The following is a 13817-nucleotide window of genomic DNA, read 5'->3' on the forward strand; positions in this document are numbered from 1 at the left end:
GCATCACTTCCAGTACTTGACCCGGGGGTCAAGCAGAGGCAGGAGGAGATCGAGCAGGAGGACGGCGGTCAGCACCGAGAAGATCGCTATGTTCGTCACTCCGAGGATCGTGTTGAAGTCGAGCTGCTGGATCGCGGTGACCAGCGTGGTCCCCAGACCCGGGTAGTTGAACAACTGCTCGACCAGCACGTTGCCGTTGAAGATGAAGCCCAGCGAGATCCCGAACGCGGTGATCTGCGGCAGGTAACAGTTCCGCAGCGCGTACCGGGTCAGGATCCGCGAACCCTTCAGGCCCTTCGCCTCGGCGTACACCAGGTAGTCCTCGCCGAGGATCGGCACCATCAGCATCCGGGTGGACAGGATCCAGCCGAACGTCCCGATCACCACGATCGACAACGCCGGCAGTAGGCCGTACTTGAGCACACTGCCGATGAACTCCGGTGTGATTCCCGGAGCGATGCTGGAGTCGTACGCCGATCTGGCCGGCAGCATCCCGAGGGTGTAGGCGAAGACATACACCAGGATCAGCGCGACGAAGAAGAACGGCACGTGCGCCAGCGCGATCGCCAGGTTGGTCGTGATCGTCGAGCCGAGCTTGCCACGCCGCCAGCCGGCGATCGCGCCGATGACGACGCCGAAGATCCACGCCAGCACGGCGGAGATGCCCAGCAGGCCGATTGTCCAGGGCAACGACCTGAGGATGACGGTCTGCGCCGGCGTCGGATAGTTGATCAGCGACGGTCCCATGTCGCCGTGCAGGACCAGCTTTTCCATGTACTTCACGTACTGGACGAACAGGTTGCCGTCGAGGCCGAACTCGGTCCGGTAGCGGGCGATCAGCTCCGCACTGGCCTGGGCGTTGTAAATGTAGTTCTGCTGCAAGGTCTGGATCAGCGTCCGGACCGGGTCACCCGGCATCAGCCGGAAGAAGAAGAACGCGATGGTGAGCGCTCCCCACAGCTCCACCAGGTAGAGCCCGAACCTCCGGATCGCGTACGCCGCCAGCGGGTGCCGCGACAGCCAGGCCCGCACCCCGGACGGCGGTGCGGAGTCCTGGCTCTTGTCGACAGTGACCACCGGCGGGGCTTCCGCCGTCACGCCGGTCCCTTCTGCCCGGTGGCCTCGATCTTGCCGAGAATGAAGGTGAAGTGCGGCCACCAGTTCAGCGGCACCTCGTACAGGTCGTCGTCGGTCGGCCAGCCCTTCCAGAACGCGGTGTTGAAGTACTGCGGGTACCCCGTCTGGATGACCGGCAGCAGCGGCAACTTCTGGAAGTAGATCTCCAGCGCCTGGTCGAGCAGCGGCTTCGCCTCCTCGCTGTTCGGGTCCATACCGGTCAGCTTCCGGACGATCTCGTCGAACGCCGGATCGCGGAACCGCATCTTGTTCTTGTTGGCGGCGTTCTTGCCGATCGGTTGTGCCTTGCTGCTGTCCCAGTCGGTGTAGAGCTGAGCGGGGTCGATGGCGAAGCCGGCCCATTGGGAGTCGATGTCGTACTCGCCGCGCTGGAACTTCTCGTCATGCACGCTGCCGGACAGGCTGCGCAGCGTACACGGCACCCCGACCTTGGCGAGATCGGTCTTCAGCACGTTCGCGATCGCGTACTCGGCCTTGTCGACCTGCGCGGGCGTGATGATCTCGAGGTTGATCTCCTTGCCCTTGTACGCGCGCCTTCCGGCCGCGTTCTTCGGCGCGATCTCGTCGAGCAGCTGGGCCGCCTTGTCCAGGTTGTACTCGAACTTGTACTTGTCGGCGAGTTCGTCGTTCTTCCACTTGTCGTTGGTCGGGTAGTCCGCCCAGGGATAGATCGCGGGCGGTACCTTGACGTCCCAGACCGACGTCCCGATCTTCTCCCGGTCGAGGCAGTAGTTGATCGCCCAGTGCATCTTCGGCTCCGCGATCACGCCCCGGGCCGGGTCGCAGTTCAGCCACAGCACCCGTGGGTTCGGGTCGTGGAACTGCGTCGTGACCAGGTTCGGGTAGCCGGTGTTGCTCAGCTGCGTGGCGTGCTGCGTGTCGATCGAGCCGACGTCGAACTCCGCGCGCTCGAACGCCAGCGACGCCTGGTCGAGCTGCTTCGAGGTGCTCTGGAACACGACGTACTGGGGCTTGACGTCCAGCTTGTCCTTGTTCCAGTAGTTCGGGTCCTTCTCCCAGACGAACATCTTCTGGTTCCGGATCGCCTGCTTCAGCTTGTACGGACCCGAGCGGACCGGGGGATTGTCCTTGTACTTCGTCAGGTCCTGTGACTTCCAGATGTGCTCGGGCATGATGTTGTTCGGCGCGCCCGCGATCGCCGCGATGAAGTTGTAGTGGAACCGCGGCGTCGGCTTGAGGAACTTGACCACTGCGGTCTGCGGGTCCGGAACCTCGACCGTCTCGACGAATTCCTTCAGCTCGCCGCCGCCGCCGAACAGGTCGGGCCGGTCCTTGAGCGCCATCACGGTGAACCTGAAGTCGTTCGCACCCAGCGGCTTGCCGTCGTTCCAGTGCGCCTTCGGGTCGAACTTCAGGGTCAGCTCGGTGTGGTCGTCGTTGTACTTGTACTCGGTGGCCAGCCACGGCGTCAGCTTGCCGGTGGCGAAGCTGAGGAAGAACAGCGGCTCGGTGGCCAGCTCCACACCGGCGCCGTTCGGGGCCCCGTTCGGGATCATCCCGTTGAAGCTGTCGAAGACCGTGTACTCGACCTGGCCGACGATCACCGTCTGGTCCCGTGGGACCGGGATGTTGGCCTTGCCGATCTGGATCGACTTGGTGGCGGCGGGTTTGTTGTCGTTCGTGGGCTTGTCCGAGTACGAGCCGCTGCCGGAGCAGGCCGTGAGGAAGGCGGCCATCGCGGCCGCGGCTCCTCCTCCGACCAGGCTCCGCCGGCTCAGCTGGTACCGGACGACATCCTCGACATCTTCGTACTGGGGGCGCGGCGCTTCGTTCATGACGAAAGTCACCTCCGTTTCCGTTGCGCGGACAGGGCGATCACCGACCGAGAGGTGCCACGGACTATAAGTAGGGATGACAACGTTGGCAAGAGTTCATTGCCACGTTGGAACATCTGCGGCGAATGCGCTGATCAGTCGATATACCAACCTCTGACAACGTTGGCTTGCTCTGCGTAACAAGTCTCAGGCGCGACGATCCGGAGTTCGTCACACGCCGCGTCACACGGCGACCGTCTTCCATCGAGTACGACGGCTGCACCGGGCGGCCGCGAAATCAGTGATTCCCAGGGGGAGACATGACGAACACGACCGTGGACTTCGAGGCGATCAAGGACAAGCAGCGGGCCGGCTGGCAGACCGGCGACTACCCGCGGGTGGGCAACACTCTGCAGATCATCGCCGAGCTCCTGGTCGAGGCCGCCGACGTGCGCGCCGGGCACCGAGTGCTCGACGTCGCCTGCGGCCAGGGCAACGCCGCGATGGCGGCCGCCCGCCGGTTCGCCGAGGCGACCGGGGTGGACTACGCGCCGAACCTGCTGGAGCAGGGCCGGGAGCGGGCCGCTGCGGAACACCTGCCGGTGACGTTCACCGAGGGCGACGCAGAGAACCTGCCGGTTTCGGACAGCGCGTTCGACCTCGTCTGCAGCACGGTCGGCGTGATGTTCGCGCCGAACCACCAGAAGGCGGCCGACGAGCTCGTCCGGGCGACGGCGCCGGGCGGCAAGATCGCGCTGGCGAGCTGGACGCCGGCCGGGATGATCGGCCAGCTGTTCAAGACGGTCTCGAAGTGGGCCCCGCCGCCGGCCGGCGTGCGGTCGCCGACGCTGTGGGGTACCGAGGACCACCTGTTCGAGCTGTTCGGCGACCGGGTCGAGTGGGTCGCGCTGAACCGGCGCGAGTACGTGTTCCGCTACCACTCGCCGGAGCACTTCTCCGAGTGGTTCCGCGACTTCTACGGACCGATCACCCGGCTCGCCGGGACCCTCGACGGCGAGGACCTGAAGCAGTTCGCCCGCGAGCTGGCCGACGTACCGCGCCCCTTCGACCACGCCGACGACGGCACGGTCGCCGCCCGCGCCGAATACCTCGAGGCCGTGGGAATCCGCCGCTGAAGGTCCACACTGTCCCTGGGGCCTCTGGCTGGTTGACCCACCAGATGCGGGGTTAGCTGATCGGATTCCGGCTGGCGAACCCACAGGCTGGTGGGTCAGCCGACCAGCCTGGGAGGGGAACGGGTGATGGTGATGGTGACGATCCGGCTGCTCGGTCCGCCGGTGATCGAGCACGGTGTGGAGCCGGGTCGTCAGCCCCGTGGGCGGAAGGCCTGGGCGCTGCTCGGCTACCTGTTGCTGGCCGAGCGGCCGCCCAGCCGACGCCGCCTCGCTGAGCTGTTCTTCGCCGATGCCGAAGATCCGCTCGGTGCGCTGCGCTGGACGCTGGCCGAGCTCCGGCGCGCGATCGGCGTACCGGACCTGCTGACCGGCGATCCGGTCGTGGCGGCCCTCGACAGTACGACGACCGTCGACGTGCTGGCGCTGACCGAGCCGGCCGAGCCCGAGTTGCTGCTCGCGCACGGCGGCGAGCTGCTCGAGGGAGTGGACCTGGAGTCGTGCCCGGAGTTCGAGTCGTGGCTGCTGGTCGAGCGCCGCCGGGTGGCCGGTGCGATCGAGGCGCGACTCCGGCAGAACGCGATCGCCCTGCTGGCCGCCGGGCAGCCGGGTGCGGCGATTCCCTTCGCGGCCAAGGCGGTCGCGATCAATCGGCACGAGCAGGGCAACCACGAGCTGCTCATCCGGAGCATGGCCAGCTCGGGTGACCGGGTGAGTGCTCTGCGGCAGATCTCGATCTGTGAGGACCTGTTCCGGCGCGAGCTCGGCATCGGCGTGTCCGGGACGCTCCGGGAGGCGGCCGAGGTCGCGCCGAAGTCCGGTCCCCCGCTCAGTGGCCGGGCCGCCGCCGTCAGTCAGCTCAAGGCCGGCCGGGCGGCGATCGTGGCCGGTGCGGTCGACGCGGGTCTGCAGTGTCTGCGCCAGGCCGCGGCACTGGCGGTCCAGTGTCACGACAAGACGTTGGAAGCCCAAGCGCTCGCCGCGCTCGGCGGCGCTCTCGTGCACGCGATCCGCGGCCATGACGAGGAAGGCGCGATCGTCCTGCACGAGGCGTTGGCGGTCGCCGATGAGGCCGGTGAGCGGGCGAGCTCGGTGCTGGCGATGCGCGAACTGGGCTTCATCGAGATCCAGGCCGGCCGGCGCACGACGGGAGACGAGTGGCTGGCCAGGGCCCAGACACTGGCCGAGACGGACGCGGAGTACGCCGCGATTCTCGGCGTCCGCGGGATGAACTCCTCCGACCGGGCCGACTACCCGGCCGCGTTCGAGCAACTGGGCGAGTCGGCCGAGCTTGCTGCCCGCTGTGGCGATCACCGGCAGCAGGCGTGGTCGCTGTCGTTGGTGGGACGGGCACACTTGTTGCGATCGGAGTACAGCCAGGCCGCGGCGGTGCTGGCCGAGACCCTCGACCTGGTGCGGCGGGAACGCTGGATCGCCTTCCTGCCGTGGCCGCAGGCGCTCGCCGCGGAGCTCGACCTCTACGCCGGGAAGCTGGACACGTCGGCGGAAGGGTTCGAGCAGGCCTGGGCCCTCGGCTGTCAGCTGAACGACCCTTGCTGGGAGGGGATGGCGGGGCGCGGACTCGCGCTGCTGCACGCCGGCCGGGGCGACTACCCGGGTGCCACCGAGTGGCTCGATCTCGCCCTGACCCGCGCGAGCCGTGAGCCGGACCGCTATCAGTGGGTGCACGCGCACGTGCTCGACACCGCTGCCGGTACGGCGCTCGACCGGTCCGACGGCGAGCGTGCCCGTCACCTCGCGAGCCGTCTCTCCGCGCTCGCGGCCCACTGCGACCTGCGGGAGATGCAGGTGCACGCGCAGCTCCACCTCGGACGGCTCGGCGATCGCCGCGCCACCGCGGCCGCACGCTCACTCAGTGCGGACATCGACAACCCTGCGCTGCACGCGTTGGCTCAGTCGTAGACGGCATCGATCAGCAGCTCGGAACTGCGGTCGGGCTCGTTCAGGACGGCACGAACCACGTGCCGCTGGTCCCACCGGCCACTCGCCCAGGCCAGCGCCTTGGCCAGACCGTCGAACGTCGCCGCGTGCGGAGCGCCCTCGTCGTCCACCCACCACGACACCTCGACGCCGTCGACCGTGAGCTCCTCGTGCTCCCACCACACCGGCGGCACCTCGGGAACCAGCTCGAGTACGATCGCCGGCACGTCCGCCGCCGTCCCCTCGCCGTCGACCTTGCCCTCGGCAACTTCCTGCGCCATCGGCACCTCGAACAGGTCGCTCAGCCCGTCCGCCGCCGCGCCGGACGCGACGACGAAACCGCCCAGATCCGTGCGCTGCAACCACATCGGGCCGTCCACGACCACGGCGCGGCCGGCGTCGACGACACGGGTCAGGCCGTCGTCCGTGAGGACGCGGACCTGCTCCGGCGCGTCTCCCGGGAACACCGCCAGCATCCCGAGCCGGTTCCACAACCGCAGGATCGCGCTCTGGTCGACCTCGCGGTCGGGGTCGGCGAGCCGCTCCAGCAGCAGGCCGATGCCGTCGGCATCGAGATCGCCGGCCTCGCGGACCAGGCCGACCGCCGTCCGTACCTCGGGGTCGAGACCGGCCGTCCACGCCGGCGCCTCGTCGAGGAAGCTCGCGAGCACCGGGTCGGCGGCCGGATCGGCCCGGCCGGCCAGCGGTTCGCCGTCCGCCAGCAGGACCCGTTCGCGGATCCACCAGGCCGAGTACGACGGGACGCCGAGCGGACGGTCGTCGGGACCGACCACGCGCACCTGGGTGACCAGCGCGCGCCGCAGCGCGGGCGACGACCCGAACAGTTCGAGAACCCGGGGCCAGGCGTCGTCGGTGATCCAGTCGAGGTCGCGGATCGCGGCCAGCTCACCGACCGTGGCGCCGTACCGGGATCCGTCCGGTGCCACGTCGTCCGCCCAGTCCTCGATGCCGTCGAGGTCGCCGAGAGGCTCGGGCAGCTCGTCCAGCGCGACGTCGGCGGCGGTCACCACGCCGAGGGTCGTGAGGACGCCGACCGCCTCCAGCGCGGGCAGTCCGTAGCGGTCGAGCAGGGACCGGTCGACCGGTGCGACCTCGTCGTCGTCCAGGATCTCCTCGGCCACGGAGCCGGGAACGACGAGGGCGTTCGCGGGGACCAGTTCGCCGTCGCCGTCGCGCAGTGCGAGGTCTGCGAGCCACCACAAGCCGTCCGCCTGTGACGGGTCGGCGGCGACCAGGCTCAGGACCGCGTGTGCGATCGCGTCCGGGTCGTCGGCCTCGAGCGAGTGCTCGACCGCCGCGCGTACGGCGCTGTCCTCCAGCAATGTCCGCGGGGTCGCGGGGAGTGCGCCGAGACGCTCCAGCGCGGGGTCGACGGCACCCGGGTGGACTACGCGGACGCCGTACTCGCCGAACTCCCTGAGGACGTCGACGGGGAGCTCGGGGCCTGGCAGGAGCAGGCCGCGTACGCCGCGGACGAGGCGGCCGTCGGCGAGCGGGACGGGCAGGGTGCCGAGCGATTCACGCAGCAGGGCGTCCGTGACCATGCCGGCGAGCGAGGAGTAGAGAGTGCGCCACCATTCGGGGGAATCGCCGGCGCCGAGCTGGTCGATCACCTCGGCCAGTTCGAGCCTGCGCACTCGGAGGGTGTCGAGGGCGGTGCGGAACTGCAGGCTTGACCGGATCAGTCCGGGGACGATCGGCGCGAGAACGGCGGTGAATGCTTCGTCCGCTCCGTCGACCACGACGGCGTCCCGCGGTCTGACGACCTTGTCGTCCGCCACTGCCCGGAGGATCGGCGTACTCGGCAGCACCGTGATGATCTCGTCCCGGATCGCCCGATCCAGCGCTCCCGCGGCCAGCCAGGTCGGCACGAGAGCGAGCACGTCGTCGCCGTCGGCGACCCGCCGCCGGAGCAGCTCGGCGTACGCGACCGCCGCTTCCCGGGTCAGCCGGTCGGTCAGCGCCCCCTGCGCGACATGCCGCCGGGTCGGATCCAGCGGGAACGACGCCAGCAGCAACGCCGGCAGACTCAGCGGCTCCTCCGTCGGAGTAGGCGCCTGGACCACACCCGGGAGCCCGGCCGCCGGGTCCCGAGGAAGTGCCCAGAGGACCGACCACTGTGGGCGGGAGCGTTCCTCGACGGGACGGTCGGACAGCAGTGCATCGCGTTCGTGGTCGTCGAAGGTGCCGCCGGCGCGGTGGACGTGCCAGCGGGACTCGGCGTCTGCGAGGACGCGGTGTCCGTCGGGCGTCTCGATCTCGATCCGTACGAGTCCCGGCAGGGCGAGGAGCAGCGCGTCCCCGGCCTCGGTGAGCAGGCGCCGTACCAAAGCGATTGCGGCCTCGTCGCGCAGCGGCAGGACGACCGCGGTGTCGTATCCCTCCGGCGGCTCGCCCTGGGCCTCGAACGGCAGCCGCAACGCCGGCACCTGCCCGTCGCGGCGCCGTACCTCGGTGGCGAGGCGGGCCGACCCCACCCCGGCGATCGCGGCCGCGGTGTCCGCCTTCGAGAACCGGACCCCTCCGGTCCGGGACAGGATCACCGGCTCGTCGGTCACCGCGAGAACAGCGGAGAACCCGACCCCGAAGCGTCCGACCGTCGGCTCGTCCCGCTTGGCCGACGCCCGCAGCGTGGCCAGCGACTCGACGCCCTCGGCGGACAACGGCGTACCGGTGTTCGCCACCACCAGGGTGCTCCCGCGGAACGAGAACAGCACCCGCCCGGGCACACCCGCCCGCGCGGCCGCGTCCGCCGCGTTCTGCGCCAGCTCGACGACCACCCGGTCGACGTACCCGCCGAGCGCCAGGTCCTCCTCGGCGTTCGCGTCCTCCCGGAACCGCACGGGCGCCGCCGCCCAGCCGGCCAGCACCCGCTCCCGAATCGCCGCCGTCCCGAACCTGTCCTCGCTCACGCCGTGCAGTATGCCAACTGCCCCGCGGCTATCGTGGTCCGGTGATCGCACCCGGCAGCCGGTACGTCGCCCTCGGCAGTTCGTTCGCCGCGGGCCCAGGAATCGACCCGATCGTGCACAGGCCGGCCGGACGGTCCGGGCGCAACTACCCGCACCTGGTCGCCGCCGAGCTCGGCCTCGACCTCACTGACGTCACCTACTCCGGCGCGACCACCGCGAACCTGCTGGACACCCCGCAGGACGAGGCACCTCCGCAACTCGACGCCGTCACCCCGGCCACCGCTGTGGTGACGATCACTGTCGGCGGCAACGATCTCGAGTACGTCGGGACCTTCACCCGGGGCAGCAGGCTGAACACGTTCGCGAAACCCGCGAACCTGCTCGGTCGCCGGGTCGCGAACCGCATCCGTGCCCGGGTGAGCTACCTCAAGGACGATGCCGCCTACCAAGCCGTGACCGACTCCCTGGTCACCGTCGTCGAACGGGTCCGCGAGCAGGCACCGGCGGCCCGCGTCGTCCTCGTCGACTACCTGACCCTCGTCGGACCGGCGACCCGGCCGCGGCTCGACGTACCGCTCAACGAGGAACAGTTGCCGAGCGTCGCGATGATGGCCGACAGCCTCGCCGCCGCGTTCGCGAAGGCGGCCGCCGGCACGGGCGCCGGCCTGGTCGCCGCCTCGGCCGTGAGCCAGGACCACGCGATCGGCTCCGCCGAGCCGTGGACGACCGGTTTCACCCTCCGGCCGCCCGCGCTGGGCGGCGTCGTCCCGTATCACCCGAACGCGGCCGGCATGCGAGCCGTCGCCGACCTGGTCGTGCGGGCCTTGAGGACGTAGTCCGGACGTAGGCTCGGACCATGGAGGTGCGGAGCGCGACCGAGACCGACGTCGACGCGGCGGTCCGCACCCTGACCCGCGCGTTCGAGGACTACCCGATGACCCGGACAAGCCTCGACCCGGACCAGTACCTCGACCGGCTGGCGCGGTACCAACGGCTCTTCCTCACCCGTATCGGCATGCCCCACGGCCGCGTCTGGGTCACGTCGGACGTGAGTGCCGTCGCCGTCTGGACGACGCCGGCCACTCCCCCGAACGCCTTCGCGCCGCACGCCGAGGCGTTCAAGGACCTGGCCGGGTCGCGGGCCGCGCTGGCCGCCGAGTACGAGCAGGCGATGGGGATCTTCCGCCCGCAGTCACCGGTGTGGTTCCTGGCCCTCGTCGGCGTCGACCCCAGCCGTCAGCAACAGGGCCTCGGCCGGGCCGTCATCAACCCGGGGCTGGCGGCCGCGGACGCCGAACACTCCCCGGCGTTCGTGGAGACCCAGGAACCCGCGAACCTCACCTTCTACGAGTCCCTCGGCTTCACCGTCGTCGCCGAGCTCGAACTTCCCCACCGCGGTCCCATCCACTACGCGATGTACCGCCCGGCGCACTAACGCGCCGTGACGGCCCGTAGCCAGCGGCGGGCGACGGATGCGGGCTGCGTCCGGTCAGCCGCCCTGCGTGACCTCCGTCCGCGGCGGGGCTCCTTGGGCGGGAGCGTCGACTTGCTGCTGCCGAACTGGCTCAGCGACACCATCAGGTTCAGCGGTTCCATCTGTCCGTCCTCCGCGTCAGGGCATCGCCTTCGCGGTGCCTACACCCGGACGTCGGAACAGGATCGGCAATCTTGACATCGCGAGGTTCACAGACGCGACGGGAGCCCGAACTCCGCGGGGACACCCGGACTGTAGGCGACGTGGTCCGGCGGCCTGCTCAGGCCGGTGAGGCCGACGGACGCCAGCAGCCCGCGGTCGTCGAAGCCGACCAGCTCGGCGGCGTGAAGGACCCACGGCGGGTGCTGATTGGGCAGGTACCAGGTCCGTCCGGCTCGCGCGACGTGCAGCCCCCACCGAGCGGTGAGGAAGTCCTCGAGCGGCCCTGCTGCCAACGGCTCACCGGTGCGTACGGCCACCCTGCTCGACGCCCGGACGCCCGGATGACGCACGGTCGAGGTGTAGACGTGATCGTTGCCGTCGGCGCCATGCGACATCGCGGCCCAGCGGTACGGCAGGCCGAAGACCGTCCGGGCCGCCGCGACCACCGCCAGCCGGTCGGCGTCCAGGCTCAGGAAGACGACACCCCGGCGGCCGGACGTGTCGACGGAGTACAGCCGGACGTTGGTCTCCAGGAACGTGCCGAAGTACGGGACCGCCGGGCCGCGGGGGAACCCGCTGCCGACCATGCGGAAGGGCACGAGGCCGACGTACGTCCGTCCCTCGAAGGTGTCCGGGCGTGCTCCGGGCGGAAAGAAGTGCGCGACCGTCGACGGGCTCACGGCCCAGTGTAGGAAGGTCAGCTCACGCCAGCCCTGCCGCAGGATCCGCGGCCGCCGCAGGGCCGGTGCCTCGGGCCAGCTCGCGTCCACCCGATCAGTCGGCGCCGGGCCGGACCTCGCAGGTGGGGCGGCCGTCGTTCAGCTCGCAGACGATGTACGGCGTACCGGCCGGCTCGGCGCTCGCCCGCCACGGCATCGCGGTGTCGCCGCTCAGCAGCGCGTCCAGGGTCTGCAGCTCGGGATCACGCATCTCGGCGTGGTGCCGGTAGCCGGCGGCGCCGAGGGCGAGCGCGATCGCCATGACGAGCAGGTTCACCTCGGTCGGCTGGTCCGGCGCCACCGAGCCGTCCGCCGGCTCGAGCCTGATGCCGTGCTCCGGCTCCTCGACGATCCTGGCGACGTACGTGCCTGCTGTCATGCCAACGAGCGTAAACCCCGGGCTGGGCGCCTGTCCCGCACGTCCCCGGCCGGCGGCCGGGGACGTGCGCGGGGTTCAGGAGGAGAAGGCGGCGTCGAAGGACGCGGCCGGCGGGTCGAAGGCCAACGAGCGGACGAACTGGAGGGCTTCGGCGGCACCGGCCAGGCGGTCCATACCGGCGTCCTCCCACTCGATTGAGATCGGCCCGGTGTAGCCGATCGTGTTCAGCATCCGGAAGCACGCCTCCCACGGGACGTCGCCGTGGCCGGTGGACACGAAGTCCCAGCCGCGCCGCGGGTCGCCCCAGGCCAGGTGCGACCCCATCCGGCCGTTGCGGCCGTTGCCGACCTGGCGCTTCGCGTCCTTGCAGTCGACGTGGTAGATCCGGTCCTTGAAGTCCCAGAGGAAGCCGACCGGGTCGAGGTCCTGCCAGACGAAGTGCGACGGGTCCCAGTTGAGCCCGAACGCCGGCCGGTGCCCGATCGCCTCCAGGGTCGCCGTGGTCGACCAGTAGTCGTAGGCGATCTCGGACGGGTGCACCTCGTGCGCGAACCGCACGCCGACCTCGTCGAACACGTCCAGGATCGGGTTCCACCGGTCGGCGAAGTCCCGGTAACCCGCCTCGATCATGGCCGGCGGCACCGGCGGGAACATCGCCACCGTCTTCCAGATCGACGAGCCGGTGAACCCGACGACCACGTCCACGCCGAGCGCCCGGGCCGCGCGGGCCGTCGACTTCATGTCCTCCGCGGCCCGCTGCCGGACGCCCTCGGGGTCGCCCTCGCCCCAGATGTGGGCGGGCAGGATCGCCTGGTGGCGCTGGTCGATCGGGTCGTCGCAGACGGCCTGGCCGAGCAGGTGGTTGGAGATCGTCCAGACCTTCAGGTTGTACTTCTCCAGGATGTCCAGCCGGTCCCGCACGTACGCGTGGTCCTCGGCCGCGCGCCGGACGTCGAGGTGGTCACCCCAGCAGGCGATCTCCAGTCCCTCGTAGCCCCAGGACGACGCCAGCCGCGCCACCTCCTCGAACGGCAGGTCAGCCCACTGGCCGGTGAACAGGGTGATCGGTCGGGCCATGTGCATTACTCCTTCGTCGAACCGGTTCTCGGTACTGCGGACAGCCGGGGCGAGCTGTGGATCGGGGTGCGGGGTGTCCCCCGGCGGCGCCTGGGGCGCGGGGCGGCGCCGGGGGTCCCCGCCGGCCGCGGGAGACCGCTCGCTGCCGGCTGCGCCGGGTGGGGTCGAACCAGCCGGGGAGGCGGCAGGTGACGAAAGGCGATCTCCCACGGCGACGTCATCAGTCCAGCCTGCTCTTCAGGTCCTGACCGACGGCGGTGAGCAAGGTGCGGGCCGGTACGTCGCGGACCGTCCGCGCCTTGGCCAGGAACAGGTCGAGGGCGACTGTCGCGACGACCTGCTGGTTCCGGCGGGCCGCTCGTTCCGCCAGTCCCAGCTGGATCTTCATCACCTTGGCAGTTGCCAACGGCACCGTTCCGGCGATCCGGTAGCGCTCCACCAGCTTCACCGTCTCCGGGTACGACGCGACCACGGTGAACGGCACCGTCGCCGTGTACTTGGACCAGTCGCCGGTTCCGACCTTCTGCTCCACGTACACCTGCCCGGCCTGGTCGTCGGTCGCCATCGCGGTGGCGACCACCGGATCGGTCCACCAGCCGGCGAGACCGGACGGCGTCGACGGGTCCAGCGACAGGTTGACCGACGGCGCGACCGTGTCCCGGACCAGCTTGAAGTAGTCGAACCGTGCGGTCTTCGACGCCACCTGGTCGGTCCCGAACGCATAGACCCCGAACGACGCCGACTCCAGCGCCGCGTTCGGCGCCGGTTCGGTGACCGCGTCGGCGACCTCCCTGCGCAACTCCAGTCCACGGGTCACCGTCGGCCCGGGTGCCTTGGTGGTCAGGTAGTCGAGCTTTCACGTAGTTGGCGTCGTCGGCGTACACCATCAGCCCGGCCTGCTGCCGACGAGCTCGCCGTGCCAGGGCCAGTCGTACTCGGCGTCCGAGGCCGCGTGCACCCCGGCGTAGCCGCCGCCAGCGCGGATGTAGCGCTCGAAGGCGGCCTGCTGCGTTGAAGGTCTCGTCACCGTGGCCGGGATGAGCCGTACCCGGCAGCGGGATCGAGACCGCCGCGATCAGGGCGAGCA

General features: G+C 70.2%; 12 protein-coding genes. 4 read left to right on the plus strand and 8 right to left on the minus strand.

What is annotated here, in order from left to right; translation table 11 throughout:
• Window positions 1-3 precede the first annotated feature (3 nt).
• On the minus strand, window positions 4-1098 hold the full coding sequence (locus E1218_RS02125; RefSeq protein WP_132315624.1) for an ABC transporter permease: 1095 nt from the start codon (window positions 1096-1098) through the stop codon (window positions 4-6).
• Entirely contained in the window at window positions 1095-2933 is a 1839-nt protein-coding gene (locus tag E1218_RS02130) for an ABC transporter substrate-binding protein (protein ID WP_132315626.1), read from the minus strand. Before E1218_RS02130 ends, E1218_RS02125 begins: the two co-directional genes overlap by 4 nt.
• Window positions 2934-3232: 299 nt before the next feature.
• Here E1218_RS02130 and E1218_RS02135 point away from each other — a divergent pair, with 299 nt between their 5' ends.
• Entirely contained in the window at window positions 3233-4048 is an 816-nt protein-coding gene (locus E1218_RS02135; RefSeq protein ID WP_132315628.1) for a class I SAM-dependent methyltransferase, read from the plus strand.
• Window positions 4049-4174: 126 nt separating this feature from the next.
• On the plus strand, window positions 4175-5968 hold the full coding sequence (locus tag E1218_RS02140) for an AfsR/SARP family transcriptional regulator (protein ID WP_132315630.1): 1794 nt from the start codon (window positions 4175-4177) through the stop codon (window positions 5966-5968).
• On the opposite strand, the gene E1218_RS02145 is transcribed toward E1218_RS02140, so the two are convergent.
• Window positions 5959-8919: a sacsin N-terminal ATP-binding-like domain-containing protein gene (locus E1218_RS02145; RefSeq protein WP_233711942.1), complete on the minus strand. Its 2961-nt coding sequence runs from the start codon at window positions 8917-8919 to the stop codon at window positions 5959-5961. The two genes, E1218_RS02140 and E1218_RS02145, sit on opposite strands and share 10 nt — an antisense overlap.
• Before the next feature lie 41 nt (window positions 8920-8960).
• Between E1218_RS02145 and E1218_RS02150 the strand changes: the two genes are divergently transcribed.
• Both E1218_RS02150 and E1218_RS02155 read left to right on the plus strand, forming a co-directional pair.
• Window positions 8961-9755, plus strand: a complete 795-nt coding sequence (locus E1218_RS02150) for an SGNH/GDSL hydrolase family protein (RefSeq protein ID WP_132315632.1) — start codon at window positions 8961-8963, stop codon at window positions 9753-9755.
• A 20-nt stretch (window positions 9756-9775) separates the two neighbouring features.
• Complete coding sequence (locus E1218_RS02155; RefSeq protein ID WP_132315634.1) at window positions 9776-10354, plus strand: GNAT family N-acetyltransferase; 579 nt, start codon at window positions 9776-9778, stop codon at window positions 10352-10354.
• Between the two features lie 248 nt (window positions 10355-10602).
• Here E1218_RS02155 and E1218_RS02160 read toward each other — a convergent pair whose 3' ends face one another.
• The 5 genes from E1218_RS02160 to E1218_RS02180 form a co-directional block, all read right to left on the minus strand.
• Window positions 10603-11325 carry a YqjF family protein gene (locus E1218_RS02160; RefSeq protein ID WP_202865720.1) on the minus strand — a complete coding sequence of 241 codons (723 nt, stop codon included), beginning with the start codon at window positions 11323-11325 and terminating at the stop codon, window positions 10603-10605.
• Window positions 11326-11329: 4 nt separating this feature from the next.
• Window positions 11330-11653: a hypothetical protein gene (locus E1218_RS02165; protein ID WP_132315636.1), complete on the minus strand. Its 324-nt coding sequence runs from the start codon at window positions 11651-11653 to the stop codon at window positions 11330-11332.
• A 75-nt stretch (window positions 11654-11728) separates the two neighbouring features.
• Window positions 11729-12730 (minus strand): sugar phosphate isomerase/epimerase family protein, encoded by a 1002-nt coding sequence (locus E1218_RS02170; RefSeq protein ID WP_132315638.1) that lies wholly within the window; start codon window positions 12728-12730, stop codon window positions 11729-11731.
• Window positions 12731-12950: 220 nt separating this feature from the next.
• On the minus strand, window positions 12951-13547 hold the full coding sequence (locus E1218_RS02175) for a hypothetical protein (RefSeq protein WP_202865721.1): 597 nt from the start codon (window positions 13545-13547) through the stop codon (window positions 12951-12953).
• A gap of 69 nt (window positions 13548-13616) precedes the next feature.
• Window positions 13617-13757 (minus strand): ThuA domain-containing protein, encoded by a 141-nt coding sequence (locus E1218_RS02180; protein WP_233711943.1) that lies wholly within the window; start codon window positions 13755-13757, stop codon window positions 13617-13619.
• Window positions 13758-13817 lie beyond the last annotated feature (60 nt).

The organism is Kribbella turkmenica (assembly GCF_004348725.1).
Classification (GTDB): Bacteria; Actinomycetota; Actinomycetes; order Propionibacteriales; family Kribbellaceae; genus Kribbella; species Kribbella turkmenica.